This is a genomic window from Candidatus Accumulibacter propinquus, assembly GCF_056856495.1.
This window is the reverse complement of record NZ_JBSEHC010000003.1, coordinates 1,958,426-1,980,209: the sequence shown is the minus strand read 5'-3', so window position 1 is coordinate 1,980,209 and position 21,784 is coordinate 1,958,426. Positions and strand designations below refer to the sequence as shown.

The window sequence follows — 21,784 nt, the reverse complement described above, 5'->3', positions numbered from 1 at the left end:
CGTGCCTCTGTGAGGACACCGGGATGATCGACATCAACGAGCGCGCCACGAACCCCTTCAGGGAACCTGATCACGTTATTTGCTGGAACTGGGACTGCCATCACCGATTCTCCTTGCCGCTGGCGCTGAAAAAACACGCACTGCCAAACCGCTAAATGTGGCGGGTTGGCGCAAGGTCACTGTCTCGGAGCGGCAGTTTGGCCCCTCAGGGCACCGACGGGCTTCTGGTCAAGGATGCAGCGCTGTTCATGGTCCTGATGCTGCATCTGTTCGCCTGGCGGTCCCGCCGTCCTAGAAAGCGGCGACAACTCCGTTTTCTGTAGACCGGTGACTTTGCGTCCCCGCCTTTCGACGGGTTTGCCTTTTTCAGTAAGACTAGCTGTTTAGAATCTACACCAATAGTCTCAATAGTGCAAGGCGCTTATCAGCGACTCCATCTCCTCGCCAGATTTTTCGAGTATCTCGGCCAGAAGGGGTGCCGCCTGGACGTCTCCCGCCACGTCCTCAGCGTCCGGACTGTGCAGCGGCGAAGGGATCGGCGTCAGGCGGTGCGCCAATGAAAGGACATCACTCAGGTCAACGGGTGGAAAACTGCCTGACCTCGGCTCCCAGAGCATTTCCACCGCTTCGACAACTTCTTGCGGTACAGCCAGCGCTTTCAGCACAGCCTGGCCGATCAACCTGTCGACTTCCGGCGACAGTATGCTGCCAGCCACGAATAGGTCGGGATGCAGTTCGGTGCGTGAGATCAGAAAAAAGCCCCCCACCTCGTGGACCATCCCGGCAAACAGCGCCACATCAGCCAAAGGGCGCAGAAAGCGCCGCGCCAGCACATGGGCCAGCGCGGCCACATGTGCGGTGTGCTCCCAGAGCCGCTCCGAAAGTGCGCGGCAGTCCGGCGAGCGCAAGCCGCTGGTCATCTGACGCATCACAACCGCCGTGGCCAGGGTGCGCACGAAGCGGGTTCCCAGCCGGGTTACGGCACTTTGCACGTCGGCTACATGCTGCCCCCAGCGGTTGAACGCCACCGAATTAGCTAACGCCACCACCCGTGCGGCCAACAGAGGTTCCGCCAGGACAAGCTGCGCGACCTGGCCCAGATGCAAATCCGGATCATCAAGGGCAAGACGCACCCGGAAGGCGACATCGGCGTGGGTGGGGAAAGCGACCTCACCGCGCCCGACTTCCGCGATGACCTGGTCCAGAGCGCTCATGGTGGGGAAACCTCTCGGTCGGAACCAAAAGCGCACATTACATCAGCTGACTGTTCCTTGTCATCCCGCAGGCAATGGGTACCATAGCCTTGTTAACATTTGCCGGCAACTCGGCAACATGCCAAGTTGCCGGCAAACCATCGGCAGCCAGCGCTTGCAGTCGAGACCGCGTTGTCCTACGGGTTCACGGCTTTCTTGACGGCGTCCCGAGCGTCACTGGCGTTCTCTTTCAGGTCGCCGAGATGTTGTTGCAGCTTGCCTTCAACCTGATTTTTGACACCCTTTGCCTGCTGCTCCGTGCTACCGGTCAACTTGCCGACCTGTTCCTGAATCGTCCCACCGAGGTCTTTTGCTGCGCCCTTGACTTGATCCTTGTTCATGATGAACTCCTAGCTTGGTTGGTACCGCTGATACACAAGCCGGACTCGGCTCGTGCTCTGAAGCCCACGAATCATTTCGTCGTGGCCAAGTACCAAGGCTAATGAAAAGCGCTGGCAGGCTCTGTGCGCTGACCAACATACGGGTTTGCACCAGTGGCAGGCGATCGGCCCCGGCCTGTATCAAAGAACAGTTGTCGGTCACCGGCGGATGCCTTTAAGCCCTTGAAAGGACAAACATTGCGGCTCACAGACGCGGTCTGCACGCCGCTGCTTCAGTCACCGCCACCGCCGCCGCACCCTCCCCCGCCACAACCGTCGCCGCCTGACCCGCCGCCGTCGCTGTCTCCGCCACAGCCGCTGCTCCCGCCACAGCCACCCCCGCAACTGATGTGGCCGGCGCAATAACCCGTGCCGTCGCGGGTTGCGGCCAGGCAGTCGAGCTGATAGACAAAACCCCCGGTGATCCCGAGCAGGCCATCAAGCGCAAAAAGCATCGGCAGCGACTGCGGCGCTTTCGGATCGATCCCATCGCGTCTGCACGCAAGCCGCCAAGCGCGCTTGATTCCATCCTGCGCGTCGGTCGGCGCACGCATCGCTTCAGCCGGCGTGTGGTGCAGAAAGCGCCCCAGCCCACGCTCGCAGAATTGCTGATACTGGCGGGTAAACAGAATGAACTCGTGCCAGGCGTCATCGACCACCTGTGATGGCATAGCCACCAGCCGATTCCTGGCCTCCCGGCACAGCTGGAAGTATTCGCGCAAGCCGTCAAAGACCAACACCCGCTGCGCTTCGTCCAGTTCGGGCCGCCGTGCCGCCAGACGTCGATCGAGAAACTTCGCGTAGGGATAAGCGTCAATGAACGTGGAGCGCTGCCTGAGCAACGAGCGCCACCAGTAGATCGCTGCGGCGATCAGGGCGACGAACAACAACACGACCATCAGCTTCATCTAGAGTGCCCGCGCCATCAAAGTGTACTGAAACACAGGTACTTGATTTCCAGATACTCGTCCAGCCCATGCCTGGAGCCCTCGCGGCCGATTCCCGACTGCTTGACACCCCCGAAGGGGGCCACTTCATTCGAGATCAGGCCGGTGTTAACGCCGATCATGCCGTACTCGAGTGCTTCACCAACGCGCAGGCAGCGCGCGATATCGCGGCTGTAGAAGTATGCTGCCAGACCGAACTCGGTGTCGTTGGCCATCCCGACGGCCTCTGCCTCGCTCGAAAACCGGAAGACCGGCGCCACTGGCCCGAAAGTCTCTTCGCGCGCCAGCAGCATCTCCGGCTTGACGTCAGCGAGAACCGTTGGCGTGAAGAACGTGCCGCCGCGCTCGTGCCGGTGGCCACCGGTGACCACGCGCGCGCCCCCGGCAACGGCGTCGGCGATATGCGCTTCGACCTTGGCCAGCGCCGCCGCGTCGATCAGCGGCCCCTGAGCGACGCCTTCGTCGTTCCCTGGCCCCACCTTCAGCGACTCTACGCGCCTGGCCAATTGCTCGACGAAGCGATCGTAGACTCGGTCCTGAACCAGCAGCCGGTTGGCACAGACGCAGGTCTGTCCGGTGTTGCGATACTTGGCGATGATGGCGCCTTCGACTGCGGCCGCAATATCCGCATCGTCGAAGACGATGAACGGCGCGTTCCCGCCAAGCTCAAGCGAAAGCTTCTTGATCGTCGGTGCGCACTGCGCCATGAGCAGACGACCAATCTCGGTGGACCCGGTGAACGACAGTTTGCGAACCACCGGGCTGGCGGTCAGCGCGCCTCCGATAGCTACCGGATCGCCGGTCAGCACGTTGAGAACCCCCGCCGCCAGACCGGCATCGTGCGCCAGGCGCGCCAGTGCCAGAGCCGTCAATGGCGTCTGCTCGGCCGGCTTGACCACCACCGTACAGCCAGCCGCAAGCGCCGGTGCCACCTTGCGGGTGATCATCGCCAGCGGGAAATTCCACGGCGTGATCGCCGCACACACCCCCACCGGCTGTCGGATGGTCAGCAGACGCCGATCGGCGGTCGGGCTCGGAATGCTTTCGCCGTAGGCGCGCTTGCCCTCCTCGGCAAACCACTCGACGAATGATGCGCCGTAGGCTACCTCGCCGCGTGCTTCGCCGATCGGTTTGCCACATTCAGCCGTAATCAGCCGCGCCAGATCCTCGCCATTGGCAAGAATCAACCCATGCCACTGTCGCAGGACGGCAGCGCGTTCCTTGGCCGTCTTCGCCTGCCAGGCCGATAGCGCCCCCGCCGCAGCGGCGATCGCACGCCGAGTCTCGACCGCCGCCATCATTGGGACCTCGCCGATAATCTCGCCGTCGGCCGGGTTGCTGACCAGCAGGGTGCGGCCGTCATCGGCAGCCTCCCAACGTCCGTCTAGGTAACAGTTCGAGCGCAGCAGGCGCGGGTCGGTGAGGTGCATGGCAATTCCCCGAAATCTGAAAATCTGCAGTTTATACTGTGCACCATGCGTGTCCATATCCTCTTCGCGGGAGCCGTTTCCCTGCTGCTGGTCGCCTGTGCCGGCAAGACACCGCTGCCGGAAAAACTGCCCGAGCCGCCGACCCGGCATCCGACGAGCAGCTACAAGGGCCACGACGTGGTGATGTTTGCTCTCAGTCTGATCGATACGGGTTACCGCTTCGGCGGCAAGAACCCTGAAGCGGGCCTCGACTGCAGTGGCATGGTTTCCTATATCTACAACCGCGCGGTGGGCCTCCGGGTAAGCGGCAGCGCGGCCGACATTGCCCGGCGTGGCCGCCCGGTCGAACGTACGGGGCTGCGTCCCGGCGACCTGGTGTTCTTCAATACCCGCAACGCGGCTTATTCGCACGTCGGCGTCTACATAGGTGACGATCGATTCGTTCACGCCCCGTCGAGCAGCGGCCGGGTGCGCATTGATCAACTCGATGCCCGCTACTTCGCGCAGCGCTTCGATGCGGCACGGACCTACTTCGACTAACCGGCAAGCCCTCCGTGGAGGGGAAAATCTTGCAGCGGGTTGGTCAGTTCGTTGAAGTGCCGGATGAGGTTCTCGAAGATCAGCCCCATCTGCTCGTTCGGCACCGTGTTCGGGTGCAGGTCCACGTCGCAGAACTTGGCGACGACGAGATAGAGAATGTTCGCCTCGCGCAGCCGACCGATCTCGTCATCGAATTGGAACCAGCCAAGACGCCCCATCAGTTTCACGAAGTCGTCTAGAGGGATCATGGCCGCCTGGAAGTCCGGCGGTGTCATGTCTTCGACCAGCTTGGCTACCTGCGCGCTCCAGAGCGCTGGCCAGACCTGAAGTCGTTCGCGAGGGTGACGATCGAGCGGACGATCAAGGGACAAACCGCTGTTGATCGCCGCTTCTACGTAAGCAGCCTGGTCCCCGACGCCCCGCGTATGAATGAGGACCAGATTCGCAAGTGGGAGCTACTGCGAATAGCGGTTATGCAAACTACAGCCAGGGCCTGAGCCACCCAAGTCCTTCGGAGGTGCCGGCACGCGGACGATATTCACAGCCTATCCAGCCCTGATACCCCAGGCTGTCAATCACGTCGAACAGATAGGGATAGTTGACCTCACCGACATCCGGCTCATTCCGGTCGGGTACGCCGGCAATCTGGATATGGCCAATACCGGCGTGCGGCCGCACCATGTCGCGCTTCAGCCTGGTGGCCAGATCTCCTTCGACGATCTGGCAGTGATAGAGATCGAACTGCACCTGCAGGTTATCGGTGGCCACCTCGGCGCAGATCGCCTGCGCTTCATCCTGTCGGTTGAGGAAGAAACCGGGGATGTCGCGGGTGTTGATCGGTTCGATGACGATGGTGATGCCGTCGGCGGCAGCGAGACGCGCGGCGTAGGCCAGGTTGTCCAGGTACACCGCGCGATGGCGGGCACGCCCCTGATCCGGCCGGATCAGGCCGGCCATGACGTGCAGTTTCCGGTTGCCCAACAGACGGGCGTACTCCAGGGCGGTGTCGATCGAGTGCTTGAACTCGTCTTGGCGCCCCGGCAAGGAAGCAAGACCGCGCTCGCCGGCAGCCCAGTCCCCTGGCGGAGCGTTGAACAGCGCCTGGGTCAGCGCGTTATCGGCAAGCAATGACTGCAGGAGTGAACCTTCATACTCGTACGGAAACAGGTATTCCACGGCTTTGAAGCCATCCTTCGCCGCCGCTGCAAAGCGATCGGTGAAGGCATGCTCGGGATACATCATGGAGAGATTGGCAGCGAAACGACACATGGCGAAACCCATATCCTTACACACAAGTCATGTTGCATAAATTGAACGCATATGTTCCACTCCTCGGACGAAGTCTCGGAGCCTCGCGAAGCCCAGCCAGAGGGTCTTGACGCCGGGTTCGCCATCGCACTTCCGGCCGAGGAAGCCGCCGAGCATGGCGATGTGTCGGATCATCTCGCGGAGGTTGGGCGGTGTGGCGGGCGGCGTTTTCTCAGCCAGGATGTATGCGCCCTTCCATTCCGCCTCACTGAACAACTCGCAGGCGGACAAGTCCGGATGGGTGCGCCCAAGTCGAACGAGGTGCGCCAAGCGCCACGCCACGACCAGGTAAACCGCCAAGGCCAGCTCGATCTTGTCGATATGTCCCAGTTGCAGGGCTTCCACCCGACAACCATTCTTCAGGACATGGAAGAAAATCTCGATTTCCCACCGCGCGCGATACCAGTCGATCAACGTCACAACAGCTTCGAAGCCGTCGGCCTCGCGATTGGTCAGCCAAGCGCCATTCGATGGGCTTGACGCCTTTGGGTGCCCCGATTTCCTGAGCAATCACGCAGGTCACGGTGAGCAGTCCGCCTTGGCCGTTGGGCAACTCGGCGCGACAGGCAAAGAGCCTCTGGCGCACGAGACGGGCGGCTTGCCCGCCACGCGCGGGCAGGAGGAATTCGATCTCGCCCAGCGCTTCGCCCGCGCGGACTTTTGCCCACAGTTTGCCGCCCGCAGGAAGACAGCGATTGTGTTGGGAACGGACCAGCCAGTCGGCCGGCGTTTCCAGAGCCTGCGCCCGTTGCATCAGCCCAAGACATATCGGCTTCCCGGTCGGCCACGTAGACAAGACGGGTGCCGGGCATCGTGACGGCGGCTTCGGTCACCCGTTCGTAGCCTTCTATCCAGCGGGTGCTCTCGAGAATTCCCGGACGGTTTCCGTCGGCATCCTTGAATTCCCGTGCCCAGAGCCAGGCGTCAATGACCCCCAGCGGTTCCCGGTCCGGGGTCACGACATAGGTGGGATGCAGATACAAGCCGCGCTGAGCCTCGTAACTGAGTGGCCCCAGTCCCTCGATGGACTGGCCATTGAAGTCAAGTTCGGTGGTGTCCTGCAGACACAGGACCACGGGATGCTGGCGCATTCGGTCGATGGTGCGCGTCCATGTGCGGTGTCAGGATGTCTTCCCACCCGAGGATCCTGCTTCTTCTCGCTGGCCTGATCGAAAAAGCGGTAGACCGCCTGCGTTTCGGCCCAGCCCGAACAGGCGCCCGGGATACTCGCCGTGGGTTTGTCGGCAAAATCGCTCGCGATCTTGATCAGTCGATTGGTCAGACGACCGTCTCCAAGTTCTGCTCCGCCAAATTCTTCTGCAGCCCACTTGTCCATGCACATCGCCCCACTCAAAGGGCGCACACCATACAGCATCCCGCACAGATGGCTGCGCGCAAGATCGAAAACGCTTGCGCAATCATCGCTCCACTACAGTCACGAAATCGGCGAAACATGCTCAATGAGTTGTGTGTAAAGGTATGGGCGAAACCTCGCGAAAGAAATGAGCAAATGGTTGGCGATACTTGCAGGTGATGATTACCGGTTGACCATTCGGGCCGAGGTGCGCAGGACCGCTATTGCGCCGACTACCAGCGTTCCAGCGAGCATGAACATGCCGGACTGGTTGTTGTGGGTGTAGTCCTTCAATATCCCAATCAAGTATGGACTGAGGAAGCCGGCGAGGTTGCCGACGGAATTGATTACCGCGATGCCGGCAGCGGCACCGGTACCGGACAGAAAAGCGGTCGGGAGCGACCAGAACAGTGGTGCGCAGGTCAGCACGCCGCAGGCGGCGATCGACAGGAAAATGATGGCAATAACGGTGTTGTCCGCAGCCAGCGATGAAACCACGAAACCGACCGCACAGGCCAGAGCAGGAATCACCAGATGCCAGCGGCGTTCGCGACGCGCATCTGCACTGCGACCGCAAAGGTTCATGGCAATTACCGCCGACAGGAACGGGATCGCGCTGATTAACCCGATATTGAGGTTGCCGGACACGCCGGAAGCCTTGACAAGCGTTGGCATCCAGAAAGTCAGCCCGTACTGACCCATGACAAAGCAGAAATAGATCAGGCACATGTGCCAGATGCGCTTGTCGGCGAAAACAGCCGCGACACTGTGTGGACTTTCCTTTTCGTGATGGCCTGCGGTGATCTCGCTTTCGAGGTATGCTTTCTCGGCGTCGGTGAGCCATTTTGCCTTCGCAATCCGGTCATCCAGCACATACAGCACGGCAATACCAACGATGATTGCAGGTACCGCTTCAATCACGAACATCCATTGCCAGCCATGCCACCCAGCCACGTCGTGAAAGGCATCCATGATCCAGCCGGAGAGTGGGTTTCCGAAAATGCCGGAAATCGGGATCGCCGACATGAACAGGGCGATGATCTTGGCCCGCCAGTGCGAAGGGTACCACTGGGTCAGGTACAGGATGATGCCGGGGTAGAAACCGGCTTCCATCATCCCCAGCAGAAAGCGCAGGAAATAAAGCATGTTGGGCGTCGTTACCCAGATGAACGAGGCGGACATCAGCCTCCAGGTAATCATGATGCGCGCAATCCAGACCTTGGCGCCGATTCGGTACATGATCAGATTGCTGGGTAACTCGAACAGGAGAAACTTCCGTCAACGGGTGATCGATACCGGCTGATCCGCAAGCGTGCTTGCGAACCGGAACCCGATCAGGTCAGAACGTCAGGCATGAAGTGGAGAGCCAGCCTGCAAACACGATTTCCACCCGACGTCGCCCCCATCGCCAGCCTCCCAATGTCGGTGCGTTTGGGTCGCAACACAGCCCCCATCCATGCCAAGAGATCATGGTCGCTCGCGCGAAACGCTTGCCGCCCAGCGCCGTGAGCCGAAGTTTTCCACTTTGCAAAGGAAAATCCTTGTCTATCGAATCATCGGCTCGTGTGCAGGATGAGCGCCGGAAAATTTTCAAAGGCTTTGCCGCGGCAGCAATGGTGGTGCTGTGCTGGTCCGGCTTCAATATCGTCTCTCGCCTCGGGGGGCGAAGTCATCTTACGCCATACGATATCGCGGCTTTACGCTTCGGGGTGTCGGGAATTTTGCTTTGTCCATTTTTTGTATTTGGACGGCATTCAGTCACCTGGCTGCAGTTGCTTGTCCTGGCTTGCCTGGGAGGACTTGGCTACGGATTGTTCGTCTACTCCGGGTTTGCGCTGGCTCCCGCAGCCCACGCTGCAGTCCTGGTCAATGGCGGTATTCCCTTCGCTACGGTTTTGGTGTCCAGCCTCGCCTTCGGCTATCGACCGGGGCGCCGAGCGATCGCGTCGCTGGCACTGGCCTCGATCGGAATCCTGCTTATCGGCATACAAAGCTTCAGTGAGGAGAACGGTTCCACGGGCAGCCAATGGCTTGGAGATCTGTTCTTCCTATGCGCGGCAAGCTGCTTCGCAAGCTTTGGCCTCCTGTTGAAAAAGTGGCGAGTTCATCCATGGGAAACCACGGTAGGAATCGCAACGGTTTCAATGCTGGTCTATCTCCCAGTTTACGCCCTGTTCCTTCCCAAAGGCCTGGCCTTGGTTCCCACTTCGCTGATTCTCCTGCAGTGCCTCTACCAGGGGGTCATAGCCGCCTCGCTAGCCGGTCTGCTCTATGCGTACGCCAATCAGACAATCGGACCAATGAAAGCCTCACTGATGCTGGCCCTGGTGCCCGGAATCTCCGCCCTGGCGGCAATCCCACTGCTTGGTGAAAACCTTAGCCTCACGACCCTTCTAGGCGTAATTCTCGTGACTTGCGGGGCTGTTCTCGGCACGACCAATCAAGCGCACAAATGAGGCATCAACTTTCCCCGGAAATCGACTTGCTGGCGATCTGGGCCAAGATCCACCCCGGGTGCGGAGCCGCTTCTTCCGCAGGGGCAATGCCAACGCATGGTTCTGGAGTAAGCATCCTGCCGCGCCACCTGTAAATCAACCAGGGGATCGGTTGGGGTGCGCGATCCGAATCGGGAAAGGTGGGAGGCACACCCTGGCGCACAAGGTCGCTCCCGGACGCCCCCGGCATCGGCCTGGCCCACGACGCCAGGCCCTGTCGCTCAGCCCGCGACGCTGCCCCAGTCGAGCCCGAAGCGCGCGAGGTACTTGCGCAGGCGGTCGGCGTCGTTGGCCTGGCTTTTCTGCAGGCGCGAGACGGCGAAGAGCAGGCGCCCGGCGGCGGAAAGGCTGCCGGCACGCCGGCAGACGTCGATCACCAGGTTCAACTGGCCTCGCTCGAACAGATCAAGGGCCTCCGCGCCGTCTCCGAGCAGGCGCCGCGCGGCATCGCCGCCGCTGCCTGCAAACCAGTTCCGGCGCAGGCGTGCCATTTCCTCGCCGACGTTCTCTTCGTTGATCCGTCCACCGTCGCTCAGCGTCGCCAGGCGCGTCACCGAAGCCGACAGTTCGCGGAAATTGCCGCTCCAGCGCGCTTCCGGCGAACAGGCGAAGCTCAGATAGCGCTGCCGCGCCTCGACGTTGAAGCGGACCTGCTGCCCCTGCTCGCGCGCATGGCGTTCGAGTTCGAAGTCGAGGTTGGGCTCGATGTCTTCGCTGCGTTCGCTGAGGCCGGGCAACTCGAAGGTCCAGAGATTGATGCGCGCCAGCAGGTCTTCGCGGAACTGTCCATCGGCAACCCGCCGGTGCAGGTCGCGGTTGGTGCCGGCGATGAGCTGGAAGTCGCTGCTGACTTCTCGGTCGCTGCCGAGCGGGAAAAAGCGTTTCTCCTCGACCGCCTTGAGCAGCATCGCCTGTTCGTCGAGACCGAGTTCGCCGATTTCGTCGAGGAACAACAGACCTCCGTCGGCCGCACGCAGCAGGCCGATGCGTTCGCTCAGCGCACCGGTGAACGCCCCCCGGAGGTGACCGAACAGCGTGGACATCGCGGCGTCGGCGCGCACGGTCGCGCAGTTGACCTCGACGAAGCGGCCGGCAAGGCGTTGACGTTGCCGCTTGAGTTCGTACACCCGGCGCGCAAGGAAGGACTTGCCGGCACCGGTGGGGCCGACCAGCAGCAAGGGTGCGCGCGAGCGGCCGGCGACCTTTTCGATGCGCTCGATCATCGCGTTGAAGGCGATGTTGCGCGTCGCGATGCCGGACTTGAGGAACGCCACCGTGTCCTCTCGCTCGCGCCGGAAGCGTTGCGCGATCCGGTCGTAGCGCGAGAGGTCGAGGTCGATGATCGCGTAACTCCCGATGCTGTTGGCGACGTCCTTGCCCCGTGGCGGCGATGTCTGCAGCAGGCGCGCCGGCAGGTAGCGTGCCTCGGCGAGCAGAAACCAGCAGATCTGCGCGACATGGCTGCCGGTGGTGATGTGGATCAGGTAGTCCTCGTTCTCGGTATCGAAAGGGTAGGCACGCGCGAAATCGTGCAGCGTCGTATACACCTCCTCGAAGTCCCAGGGGTCGCGCAGCGCCATCTCGACGTGGCGCACCTCGGTTTCCGGCGACACCGTCGCGATGTCGAAACGGGTTCGCTCCGCGAGGCCGCGGCTGCGTTCGTCATGCAGCACTTCGAGTCGATGCACCAGCAGGTCTTCCTGTTGGCAAAGCCCGACCGTCGGACGCCACTTCTGCCAACGCGCGCTACCGCGGCCACCGTTGTCGAGTTGCGTGCCGAGGAAGCCGATGACGACGGTTCGTTTCATGCTTTATCTCCTGCAATAAATTACTCGCTGTTATTCTAGTTTTCTGGCCGGTGGTCGACCAGCGAATTCGCCACCGGCTACACAATCCCCATTGACTACAGGGGCTTGCAGGAAATGAGTGGTTATCGCCCGATCTGGCACGCGATTCGCTGATACAGAGCCGACCGCAGCCTCCCTGCAATGGCCCACGGGTCGTGGCTCGAGCCACGCCGGTGCGCGGTGACCGGATCACGGTCCGTTGTCACCGCGTATGCCGCCGCAGCGGATGTGGTCGAGTCGCGGGCTCTGGCGAGTGAATCCGGGTTCGATTCCCGACCTGCGAGCCACTGGATAGCTCAGTCGGGTAGAGCAGCCGCTTCGGCGGTCGGCCGCAGGTTCGACTCCTGCTCCAAATCCTGTCTTCCAAGACAGCCATGTCAATGCAGTACCCGTCGGTCGCGGTGTGCGCGAGCACCCGCCGGCGGGCCGCATCGGCTCCTGCCCTGCATTCGCGGCAGAGCGTGCCGGAGGGCGGTCGAGCGAAACCTGTCCGTGCCTGCATGGCCGGGAGGAACGCCGGCCACCCCCTGTTGCCCGCTCGCCCGCGGATCCCGGAACGGTAGCCCGGCGGCCCGCTGCGGACCGGCAAGTCACACCAATGAAAGGAAAGACGATGTTGCGAAGATTCGTGGTGAAGAAGAACGAGTGTGGCGTGCTGCTCAGGGACGGCGACTTCGAGTGCATCCTCGACAGCGGCCGTCACTACTTCGTCGATCCCCTGCGCCGCCTGGCTCTGCAGGTGTGGCGGCTCGACGCGCCGATGAGCGATCTGAATACCGTCGATTACCTGCTGCGCCATCAGCCGCAAACGGCAGCCGAACACTTCGAGTGCATGGTCCTCGGCGAAGACGAAGCCGGACTGCGCTACGAAATGGACATCCTGGTGGAAATCCTGCCGCCAGGTTCGCGGTGCTTTTTCTGGAAAGGGCTGCTGGTGCATCGTCTGGAGCGCATCGACCTCACTGCTCAGGCGGCGTTGCCGGCGGCGTTGGCCACGCGCCTGGCACAACCGAACCTGCGGGGTCGCCCGGTGACAGGGTTGAGCGGCTTGCTGCTGACGCAGGTGCCGGCCTATCACCTCGGGGTACTCAAAGTCGACAGCCAGGTGACGCAATTGCTGCAACCCGGGATGGCGGCATTCTGGCGCTATCACCGTGACATGCAGGTCGAACTGGTGGACACCCGTCTGCAGGTCATGGAAGTCAGCGGCCAGGAAATCCTGTCGCGCGACAAGGTCGGTCTGCGCCTGAATCTTGCCGCGACCTGGCGCTACACCGACGTGCTGCGTGCCTTCGAGCACCTCTGCAAGCCGGCAGAGCACCTGTACCGCGAGTTGCAACTCGGTCTGCGAGCGGCTGTCGGAACCCGCTCGCTCGACGAACTCCTGGAGAACAAGCAGGTGATCGACGAGGTGGTCAGTGCGCATGTCGCGCGCAAGCTGCCGGGCCTCGGGATCGAGGTCAGCGGTGTCGGCGTCAAGGACATCATTCTGCCGGGCGAGATGAAGACCATCCTGGGCCAGGTGGTCGAGGCGCAGAAAGCCGCCGAAGCCAACGTCATCCGTCGACGCGAGGAAACAGCGGCCACGCGTTCGCTGCTGAATACCGCAAGGGTGATGGAAGACAACCCCACCGCCCTGCGTCTCAAGGAGCTTGAGACCCTGGAGCGGGTGGCCGAGCGGATCGACCGGATCTCGGTGTTCGGTGGCCTGGACCAGGTATTGAACGGTCTGGTCAGGATCGGGCAAGCGCGGTGAGGTTACCGAAGAACGGACAGGAAAGGGCCGAGAGCATGGGAGCAATGATGATGGGTAGCGGAAAAAGGCGCCGTACGGCGATGCTGGCCGCAAGGCGCCTGCGCAGGAGCCGGAAGCTGGCCGCGGCGCAGCGGCAGCAGTTCGAACTGCTCCTGGCCGGAACGGCGCCGGTCGATACCGGCCGCTTGCGAGCCTACCACAGCGGCCCCCACCCGGAATTCGTACGCTGCGGTTTCTACCAGGATCTGCACTTCCGTTGCATCGACTGCGGAGCGGAAGGAATCTGGACGGCGGCGCGCCAGAAGTGGTGGTACGAGGTCGCCGGCGGCGAACTGTCGAGCAGGGCACGTCGCTGCGCCGCCTGCCGCGCATACGAACGACTGCGCAAGGCAGAGGCGCGAAGCCGCATGCTGGCGGGTCTGGAGCAGAAAGCGGCTCTGACGAAGGCAGGTGAGCTGCCTTACCATCGCGGCTGGTCTGAACAGCGCTCGCGCCAGGCAGGTGGATAGTGATCGGGAATAGAACAACGGAACAATAACCAGCTGAAGTTTAGACACTCGCGATCGGCGGCGGATGCCAAAGACATTCCGGCGCCGTAAAAAATTTTGGAAAAAATGCAAAAAAAACTTGACATGACATAGGAATCGTGAGGTCGCCGCGCGCTGCTTGCGCAGGGTTCTCGCGCAAGCAGCGCGCGGCGACCAATGAGGGATCGTTTTCGATCCCGGACTTTCCCTCATGTCTCTCGCTGCCAACGTTTGCTTGTTGCTCTCGGAATGGATTTCCTTTCTTCTGGTGGCCGTGCCACCGCGTTCCCGCCGGACCTTCGTCGAACTCCTGATCGGCTGCCTGCTCAACCCGGAAGGCTGGGTCACGCGCGCCATCGGGGCGATTCGCCGAGAGGCGCACTGGACCACCTATTACAAGCTCATCGAGCGGGCGCAGGTGCCGGTCACCGAACTGTCGCTGCGTCTGTTGCAGCTGGTGCTGAGGGTGTGCCCGACCGAACTGGTCACCCTGATCCTCGACGATACGCTGGTTCCGCGCTGCGCGAAGTTCGGGCCGGGGATCAGCATCAAACACGATCACAGCCACAAGGCCAATCGGCCGACGTTTTTGAACAGCCAGTGCTGGGTCACGCTGGCCTTGGTCGTGCGCGTCCGGCTGGGTTCGGCGCTGACGGTACCGATTCGCTCCTGGCTGCTCGAAGAATCGGGGCAGCGCGGCAAGCTCTGGGTGGCACGGCAATTGATGGATTCGATCCGGGGGCACGTGAAGGGGGTGCGCTTGCTGATCGATGCCTGGTTCATGCGCCGCGGCCTGATTCTGCCCTTGCTCGAACAGCAGGTCCGGATCATCGGGCAGGTGCGGCGAGATACCGCCTTGTTTCTTCCGCCCGAACCGGAGCCGAAACGCCGAGGACCGAAGCGCAAGTACGGTCAGCGGGTCGATGCGGCGATGCTCGAAACCTTGCCGATACAAGAGATGGAACTGATGCTGTACGGCAAGGTGCAGCCGGTTCGGGTGCGCTCGGTCTTCGCCGTGGCGCGATTCCTGAAGGGGCTCCCGGTGCGAGCGGTGTGGTGCGAGATGTTCCTGCCCGACCACACGTGGTCGCGCCCACGCCTGATTCTGGCCACCGAGACCGACCTGTCGGCCCAACAGGTCGTCGAGATCTACGCCGAGCGCTGGGGGATCGAGCCCTTGTTTCACAATCTCAAGCGCTGGTGGGGCGTGGCCAATCTGTGGCAGCAGTCGAAGGCCGCGCTGGAACTGTGGATGCAGATTCGCTCTACGGCCTATGCCTTGACGCAATTGCTGGCCTTGCAGTTGTGGCAGTCCTTTCCGCTGATGGCGATTGCACCCTGGCGCAAGGGCGCCATGATTACCGCAGGGCTTTTCGCCCAGTGGCTGCGGATGCAATTTATCGGACTTCCCGTGCGCGGCGCCTACGACCCGAAGTCCGGTCAATTCGTGATGCCCGTCCCCGGGCACGACCAGCGTTTGCAGTGTTGAGACGTCTGGCCCAGCGCCAATCAGCGCTGGGGGATGCCATCGGCGTTATGGTCATCGCTCGCCACCGCGGAAATCCCGGCCGGCAGGAGCCGCGAGTGTCTAAACTTCAGATAACCAGGAATCCGCATGGACAACATCGACAACGAAGCAATCGAAGTGATCAGGGTACCCGACGGGCGCCCAATCAAGATGTGGACCGAAGGCGTCCCGGTCGAGGAAGACGCACGCCGGCAGTTGGTCAACACCGCCCGCATGCCGTTCATCTTCCACCACCTGGCGGTCATGCCCGACGTACACCTCGGCAAGGGCTCGACGATCGGCAGTGTGATCCCGACGCGCGGTGCGATCATCCCGGCAGCCGTCGGCGTGGACATCGGCTGCGGCATGATCGCCACGCGCACCACGCTGAACGCCTCCGACCTGCCGGACAACCTGCACCCGCTGCGCGTCGCGATCGAGCAGGCGGTACCGCATGGCCGCACGCTCAGCCACGGCAGGCGCGACGAGGGAAGCTGGGAAAATCCGCCGGAACTGGTCAATACCCTGTGGTCAGAACTCCTGCCGCGCTTCAAGCGCATCGTCGAGAAGTATCCGCGCCTCAAGGCAAGCAACAACCACAAGCACCTGGGTACGCTGGGGACCGGCAACCACTTCATCGAGGTCTGTCTCGACGAGGCACAGCGCGTCTGGTTGATGCTGCACTCGGGCTCGCGCGGTGTCGGCAATGCCATCGGCAACACCTTCATCACGCTGGCGCAGGCCGACATGCGCCAGCACCTGGCCAACCTGCCCGACCGTGATCTGGCCTATATCGAGGAAGGCAGCGAGCATTTCGACGACTACCTCGAAGCGGTCGGCTGGGCGCAGGATTACGCACGCGGCAACCGTACGGCGATGATGGCCAACCTCATCACGGCGACGCGCAAGGTGATCGCCAAGCCGTTCGGCGTGGACGTCGAGGCGGTCAACTGCCACCACAACTACGTCCAGAAGGAAACCCATTTCGGTGCGGAAGTCTACGTCACCCGCAAGGGCGCCGTCTCCGCTCGCCAGGGTGAACTCGGCATCATCCCCGGCTCGATGGGCGCCAGAAGCTACATCGTGCGCGGCCTCGGCAATGTGGAAGCGTTCTGCTCGTGCAGCCACGGCGCCGGGCGGACGATGAGCCGCAACGAAGCGCGGCGCCGCTTCAGCGTCGCCGACCAGGAACGCGCCACCGCGCACGTCGAGTGCCGCAAGGACAAGAGCGTCATCGACGAGATCCCGATGGCGTACAAGGACATCGACGCCGTGATGCACGCCCAGCGTTCACTGGTCGAAATCGTGCATACCTTGCGGCAAGTGGTCTGTGTCAAAGGTTGAAACGCCAGCGGAGATTCCGGAGGAAACAACATGCCAACCATCTTCCTTGACGGCGCCCAGGGCGAAGGCGGCGGGCAGATTCTGCGCAGCGCACTGACGCTGTCGATGATCACCGGCCAGCCGTTTCGTCTGGAAAACCTGCGCGCCGGGCGGGCGAAGCCCGGCCTCCTGCGCCAGCACCTGACCGCGGTCCTGGCCGCCGCCGAAATCTGCGGCGCGCGTGTAGAAGGCGCAGCACCCGGCTCGCGGACACTGGTTTTCGTACCGTCGGCAATCCGCGGTGGCGACTACCGTTTCGCTATCGGCACGGCCGGCAGTTGCACGCTGGTCCTGCAGACGGTACTGCCGGCCTTGTGGTACGCCGACGGAGCGTCGACGCTCCGCATCAGCGGCGGCACCCACAATCCGGCAGCGCCGCCGGCCGATTTTTTGCTGCGTGCCTGGCTGCCCCTGGTGCGGCGGATGGGGGTGCAGAGTGAAATCGTGCTACTACGCCATGGTTTCTACCCGGCGGGTGGCGGCGAGATACATGCCCGTGCCGCACCCGGCCGGCCCGTCGCCATCGATCTGCTTGGCCGAGGCGACTGGCGGGCGGCGCGTGCCACCGCCATCGTCGCCGGCATACCCGAGGCGGTCGCGCAGCGCGAGCTGGCGCAGCTCGCGCGCACGCTGCCGCAAGTCAGTGGCGAAATTCGCGTCCTGCCCGAGCGGGAGGGACCCGGCAACGCGCTGTTGGTCGAAGTCGAGCACGCCTTCCTGAGCGATGTGTTCACCGCCTTCGGCGCGCGCGGACTGGCTGCCGAGAAAGTGGCCGACCTAGTTGCGGCCAAGGTCCGCGCCTACCTCGACAGCCCAGCCGCCGTCGGCGAACACCTCGCCGACCAGCTCGCCCTGCCGATGGCGCTGGCCGGCGGCGGCAGCTTCACGACCTGTCAACCGTCTAGCCACCTGACGACCAATCTCGCGGTGATCGAGCACTTCCTGCCGCTGCGAAGCCAGATCGAATACGCCGAAGGTCGCTGGCTGGTCGGAATCGGCTAAAATCCGCCGTCAGCCGCAGCCACTTTTCACCCTGCCGACGAGCTGGGGTCGGCCTTGGCGGCTGCTGCCACCAGCCCTTCGAAGGAACCTCAAACCAATGCCAGCCATCCCCCTGGAACTTGCCCGTGTCCTGCAGACCGTCCGCCGCCCGGGTGATTTTTTTGCCACCGGCAGGATCGAGATCTTCGCACCCAAGATCGAAGTCGAGGGCGTCGGAGCCATCTCACTGCCGCTATTGGAGGCGCAGGCGGGGCAACTGATTGCGATAGCCGAGCAGGCTCCCTACGGGCGCGGCGAGGAGACCCTGGTCGATACCGCTGTCCGACGCACCTGGCAGATTGCTGCCGAACGCATTCGGCTGGGCGGACGCCATTGGGACGCCAACCTGGCGGAGATCGTCGCCCGCGCCGCCGCCGGTCTGGGGGTGATGGAGGGGGTCGCGGCGGATCTGTACAAGCTGCTGGTTTACGATACGGGCAGCTTCTTCGTCGGGCATCGCGACACGGAAAAAGCGCCGGGGATGTTCGCCACCCTGGTCGTCGTCCTGCCTTCGCTCTACAGTGGTGGAGAACTGCTGATCCGCCACCGGGAGCGCGAGGTCTGCCTCGACCTCTCCTGCCAGGAAGCCTCGGAAGTTGCCTTCGCTGCGTTCTATGCCGACTGCTGGCACGCAGTCCGTCCGATAAGTTCCGGCTGCCGCCTGGTGCTGATCTACAACCTGATCCGGCAGGCGCCGGGGCAACTCCCGTTGCCGCCGGCTCACGACGCCGAAGAGCAGCGGTTGACCGACCTCCTGCGTCGCTGGGCCGCCGACCTGGCGGCGGCAGAACAGGACTGCCCCGAGAAGCTGATCTATCCGCTGGAACATGTCTACACCCCGGCGGAAATCGGCTTCGCGGCACTGAAGAACGCCGATGCCGCTGCCGCTGCGGTGCTCGTCGCCGCGGCACGGCGGGCGAATTGCGACCTGCACCTGGCTATTGTCGCCATTGAGGAAAGCGGCAGCGCCGAGTATGCCGGCTCGTGGTCGCGGCGAGGACGTTACGCGGACGAGGACGACGACAATTTCGAGGTCGGCGAGGTGTTCGAGCGCTCGCTGACGCTCTCCGACTGGCGAACGCCCGACGGCAGTCGGCCAGCACTCGCCAGACTCCCCTTCGAAGACGAAGAACTCTGCCCGCCGGGTGCTCTCGAAGACGACGAACCCGATGAACAGCTTTTCTTCGAAGCCACTGGCAACGCCGGGGCGACTTTTGAGCGCAGCTATCGCCGTGCGGCGTTCGTGCTCTGGCCGCAGGCCAGGAAACTGCACGTGATTGCCCGGAGCGGCCGGGAAGTCTCCCTGCCCTACCTGTCCGCACTTTCCGAGAGCTGGGTCGCCAGCGGCGACAACGTCGGCTCGGCCTTGTGGAACCAGGGACACCAACTCGCACGCCTGCTGATCGACCAGCACGACGATTGGCAGGTACCGGCCTGGCTACCGCCCTCCGGCGAAGGTAAGGCCGCGGCAATGCTCGACAGCCTGAACCGGCTCCAGGATCGCGAAAACCTGGCGGCCTTTCTGGCCGAGATTTCCGCCGGTGGTTACTACGACAGCGGCGACAACGAGGCCTTGAGCGAGGCGCTCACGCTGCTGCCGCCAGAGCATGCGGCGGCCCTGCTCGAAGCGATCGTCGCCGCCAACGCGCCACGACAGGCCACCGCTTGCGCCGAACTGGTGCAACGCGTCGCCAGCCATTTCGCCGCCAATGGTTCCGGCTCGCTGCTGCAACCTGCGCTGGCGGCGCTGGTCAACGTGCTGCCGGGCAAGCCGGTACTGGCACCCAGGCCTGACGGCTGGCGCGTCCAGCCACCGACACCGGCGCTGGTCGTCGACCTGCTGACCGCGCTGCGGCATACGGACACTCCGGCGATCGGCGAGAGCGTCGTGGACCACCTGCTGGCGTACCCGGACACCTTCGCAGCCGATGCGATACTGGTTCCAGCCGCCTTGCGGCTTGTTGAACCGGGCGCGTCTCCCGGCGACTGGGCACCGACGCGCCGTCTCGTCGCCGCCGGTCTGGCGCATCTGGAGCAACGCATCGCCGAACCACTCGCAGCACCGCCGGACTTCGCCCGGCCAAGCGACATCGCCTGCCCATGCAGTCATTGCCGCGACCTCGCCAGTTTCCTCGCCGACCGGAATCGCGACGTGTGGGTCTTCAAGGCTGCCGAGACACATCGCCGACACGTCGAGCAGTCGATTCGGCGCCACGCCTGCGACGTCGATCAGGAAACCGATCGCCGCAGCCGCCCCTATGCCCTGGTCTGCACCAAGAACCGGGCGAGCTACGAGCGACGCGTCGCGCAGCGCCGCAAGGATCTTGAGGACCGGGCGCGCCTGAGCTCGCCGACGGCAGTCTGATCGGCTGCACCAAGGGCTCAGCCGCAGGCGAGCGCAGGCCGTGCCTTGAGTATTTCGCGGGTCACCGCCTCGGCCACCTTGATGCCATCGACACCGGCCGAAAGAATCCCACCAGCATAACCCGCGCCTTCGCCGGCGGGATACAGCCCCCTGACGTTCAGGCTCTGACAGTCGTCGCCACGCGTGATGCGCAGCGGCGAGGAGGTGCGCGTCTCGACGCCGGTGAGCACCGCGTCGGGCATTGCAAAACCCTTGATCTGGTGCTCGAAGGCCGGCAGCGCTTCGCGGATCGCGGCGATGGCGTAGCCCGGCAAGGCGGTCGCCAGGTCGGTCAGATGGACGCCGGGTTGATACGAGGGAATCACCGATCCGAGCGAGGTCGATGCGCGGCCGGCAAGGAAGTCGCCAACCAGTTGCGCGGGTGCCGCGTAGCCGCCACCGCCGAGTTGAAAAGCGCGTGCTTCGAGTTCGCGTTGCAGTTCGATGCCGGCCAGGGGTCCGCCCGGATAGTCGAGCGGGGTGATACCGACGACGATTCCGGCGTTGGCGTTGCGTTCGTTTCGTGAGTACTGGCTCATGCCGTTGGTCACCACCCGGTTTGCCTCCGAAGTGGCGGCGACGACCGTACCGCCGGGGCACATGCAGAAGCTATAAACCGAGCGACCGTTGCGGCAATGGTGCACCAGCTTGTAGTCGGCGGCGCCGAGCAGAGGGTTGCCGGCCAGGGTTCCGAAACGCGCCTTGTCGATCAGCGCTTGCGGGTGTTCGATTCGAAAACCGATCGAGAAGGGTTTGGCCTCCATGAACACGCCAGCACGGTGCAGCATCTCGAAAGTGTCACGGGCGCTGTGGCCGAGCGCCAGGACCACATGTTCGCCCGGCAAGGCTTCACCCGAGGCAAGCGTCACGCCAAGCACGTGCCCCTGCTCGACCTGCAGACCGGTGACGCGTTGCCGGAAACGGACCTCGCCGCCGAGTTGCTCGATCTCGCGGCGCATCTGCTCGACCATGCCGACCAGCCGGAAGGTGCCGATGTGCGGTTTGCTGACGTAGAGAATCTCCTCGGGAGCACCGGCCCTGACGAATTCGCTGAGCACCTTGCATCCGTAGTGGCGGGGATCCTTGATCTGGCTGTAGAGCTTGCCGTCGGAGAAAGTGCCGGCACCGCCCTCGCCGAACTGGACGTTCGACTCCGGATCGAGGATCCTTTTCCGCCACAAGCCCCAGGTATCCTGCGTGCGCTCGCGCACCGCCTTGCCGCGTTCGACGACGATCGGCCGAAAACCGCTCTGCGCCAGGACCAGTGCCGCAAAGATGCCGGCCGGGCCGAAGCCGACGACAATCGGCCGCGTCGTGAGTGGCAACGGCGCCCGTCCGACGAAGTGGTAGTGCATGTCCGGCGTCGGCTGCACGTGCCGGTCGCCGGCGTGTCGTTCGAGCACCGTGGCCTCGTCGAGCAGCGCAACGTCGACGCTGTAGATGAAGGTCGGCGCAGCGGCCTTGCGCGCGTCGCAACTGCGGCGAAATACGCGCAGTTCAGTGATCTCCGGCAGCGCCACACCGAGGCGATTGGCCACCTCCTCGGACAGCGCTGCCGGCGGGTGTTCGAGCGGGAGGCGAATTTCACTGATGCGCAACATGACCGATTCCG

17 protein-coding genes, 1 tRNA gene, 2 pseudogenes and 1 riboswitch are annotated in these 21,784 nt (G+C 63.3%); of the genes and pseudogenes, 10 read left to right on the top strand and 10 right to left on the bottom strand.

All coding sequences use genetic code 11. From position 1 onward, the window contains the following. The first annotated feature begins 23 nt into the window (after window positions 1-23). Window positions 24-155, top strand: a complete 132-nt coding sequence (locus tag AC15MQ_RS14920; RefSeq protein ID WP_332336498.1) for a hypothetical protein — start codon at window positions 24-26, stop codon at window positions 153-155. 118 nt (window positions 156-273) lie between these two features. After that, window positions 274-372: riboswitch (cyclic di-GMP riboswitch) on the bottom strand. 32 nt (window positions 373-404) lie between these two features. Here AC15MQ_RS14920 and AC15MQ_RS14915 read toward each other — a convergent pair. From AC15MQ_RS14915 to AC15MQ_RS14900, 4 genes are all read right to left on the bottom strand, one after another. After that, complete coding sequence (locus AC15MQ_RS14915; protein WP_332336499.1) at window positions 405-1,214, bottom strand: HDOD domain-containing protein; 810 nt, start codon at window positions 1,212-1,214, stop codon at window positions 405-407. A 176-nt stretch (window positions 1,215-1,390) separates the two neighbouring features. Continuing rightward, a complete protein-coding gene (locus AC15MQ_RS14910) occupies window positions 1,391-1,594 on the bottom strand; it encodes a CsbD family protein (protein WP_287651869.1) in 204 nt (67 codons plus the stop codon). A gap of 272 nt (window positions 1,595-1,866) precedes the next feature. Beyond that, the gene (locus tag AC15MQ_RS14905; RefSeq protein WP_332336500.1) at window positions 1,867-2,541 is read right to left on the bottom strand and encodes a glycine-rich domain-containing protein; all 675 of its coding nucleotides are present in this window, start codon (window positions 2,539-2,541) and stop codon (window positions 1,867-1,869) included. Window positions 2,542-2,558: 17 nt separating this feature from the next. Next, window positions 2,559-4,010, bottom strand: coding sequence for an NAD-dependent succinate-semialdehyde dehydrogenase (locus tag AC15MQ_RS14900; protein ID WP_332336501.1), 1,452 nt, complete (start codon window positions 4,008-4,010; stop codon window positions 2,559-2,561). Between the two features lie 45 nt (window positions 4,011-4,055). Here AC15MQ_RS14900 and AC15MQ_RS14895 point away from each other — a divergent pair, with 45 nt between their 5' ends. Further along, window positions 4,056-4,550 carry a C40 family peptidase gene (locus tag AC15MQ_RS14895; RefSeq protein WP_287651872.1) on the top strand — a complete coding sequence of 165 codons (495 nt, stop codon included), beginning with the start codon at window positions 4,056-4,058 and terminating at the stop codon, window positions 4,548-4,550. Here the strand turns inward: AC15MQ_RS14895 and AC15MQ_RS14890 are convergent. The 4 genes and pseudogenes from AC15MQ_RS14890 to AC15MQ_RS14875 all read right to left on the bottom strand — a co-directional run. Then, entirely contained in the window at window positions 4,547-4,921 is a 375-nt protein-coding gene (locus AC15MQ_RS14890) for a hypothetical protein (protein ID WP_332362345.1), read from the bottom strand. The genes AC15MQ_RS14895 and AC15MQ_RS14890 overlap by 4 nt on opposite strands. Before the next feature lie 109 nt (window positions 4,922-5,030). Beyond that, complete coding sequence (gene otnI / locus AC15MQ_RS14885) at window positions 5,031-5,819, bottom strand: 2-oxo-tetronate isomerase (RefSeq protein WP_332336503.1); 789 nt, start codon at window positions 5,817-5,819, stop codon at window positions 5,031-5,033. A 27-nt stretch (window positions 5,820-5,846) separates the two neighbouring features. Further along, window positions 5,847-7,212, bottom strand: a pseudogene (locus tag AC15MQ_RS14880) (IS4 family transposase). 183 nt (window positions 7,213-7,395) lie between these two features. Next, window positions 7,396-8,484, bottom strand: a pseudogene (locus tag AC15MQ_RS14875) (MFS transporter); the annotation flags it as partial. A 269-nt stretch (window positions 8,485-8,753) separates the two neighbouring features. On the opposite strand from AC15MQ_RS14875, the gene AC15MQ_RS14870 reads away from it, so the two are divergent. After that, window positions 8,754-9,668, top strand: a complete 915-nt coding sequence (locus AC15MQ_RS14870; RefSeq protein ID WP_332336504.1) for a DMT family transporter — start codon at window positions 8,754-8,756, stop codon at window positions 9,666-9,668. A gap of 260 nt (window positions 9,669-9,928) precedes the next feature. Here AC15MQ_RS14870 and rtcR read toward each other — a convergent pair whose 3' ends face one another. Then, on the bottom strand, window positions 9,929-11,515 hold the full coding sequence (gene rtcR, locus AC15MQ_RS14865) for an RNA repair transcriptional activator RtcR (RefSeq protein ID WP_332336505.1): 1,587 nt from the start codon (window positions 11,513-11,515) through the stop codon (window positions 9,929-9,931). Between the two features lie 328 nt (window positions 11,516-11,843). Here rtcR and AC15MQ_RS14860 point away from each other — a divergent pair. The 7 genes from AC15MQ_RS14860 (at window position 11,844) to AC15MQ_RS14830 (ending at window position 20,133) form a co-directional block, all read left to right on the top strand. Next, window positions 11,844-11,906, top strand: a tRNA-OTHER gene (locus AC15MQ_RS14860). A gap of 261 nt (window positions 11,907-12,167) precedes the next feature. Further along, complete coding sequence (locus AC15MQ_RS14855; RefSeq protein ID WP_332336506.1) at window positions 12,168-13,310, top strand: slipin family protein; 1,143 nt, start codon at window positions 12,168-12,170, stop codon at window positions 13,308-13,310. A 35-nt stretch (window positions 13,311-13,345) separates the two neighbouring features. Next, complete coding sequence (locus AC15MQ_RS14850; RefSeq protein ID WP_332336507.1) at window positions 13,346-13,819, top strand: zinc-ribbon domain containing protein; 474 nt, start codon at window positions 13,346-13,348, stop codon at window positions 13,817-13,819. A 229-nt stretch (window positions 13,820-14,048) separates the two neighbouring features. After that, window positions 14,049-15,326 (top strand): IS701 family transposase, encoded by a 1,278-nt coding sequence (locus AC15MQ_RS14845; RefSeq protein WP_332336508.1) that lies wholly within the window; start codon window positions 14,049-14,051, stop codon window positions 15,324-15,326. 126 nt (window positions 15,327-15,452) lie between these two features. Beyond that, on the top strand, window positions 15,453-16,688 hold the full coding sequence (locus AC15MQ_RS14840; RefSeq protein WP_332336509.1) for an RtcB family protein: 1,236 nt from the start codon (window positions 15,453-15,455) through the stop codon (window positions 16,686-16,688). 30 nt (window positions 16,689-16,718) lie between these two features. Then, window positions 16,719-17,729: an RNA 3'-terminal phosphate cyclase gene (gene rtcA, locus AC15MQ_RS14835; RefSeq protein ID WP_332336510.1), complete on the top strand. Its 1,011-nt coding sequence runs from the start codon at window positions 16,719-16,721 to the stop codon at window positions 17,727-17,729. Between the two features lie 97 nt (window positions 17,730-17,826). Next, entirely contained in the window at window positions 17,827-20,133 is a 2,307-nt protein-coding gene (locus AC15MQ_RS14830) for a 2OG-Fe(II) oxygenase (RefSeq protein WP_332336511.1), read from the top strand. A 17-nt stretch (window positions 20,134-20,150) separates the two neighbouring features. Here the strand turns inward: AC15MQ_RS14830 and AC15MQ_RS14825 are convergent, their stop codons facing one another. After that, window positions 20,151-21,773: an NAD(P)/FAD-dependent oxidoreductase gene (locus tag AC15MQ_RS14825; protein ID WP_332336512.1), complete on the bottom strand. Its 1,623-nt coding sequence runs from the start codon at window positions 21,771-21,773 to the stop codon at window positions 20,151-20,153. Window positions 21,774-21,784: the final 11 nt, after the last annotated feature.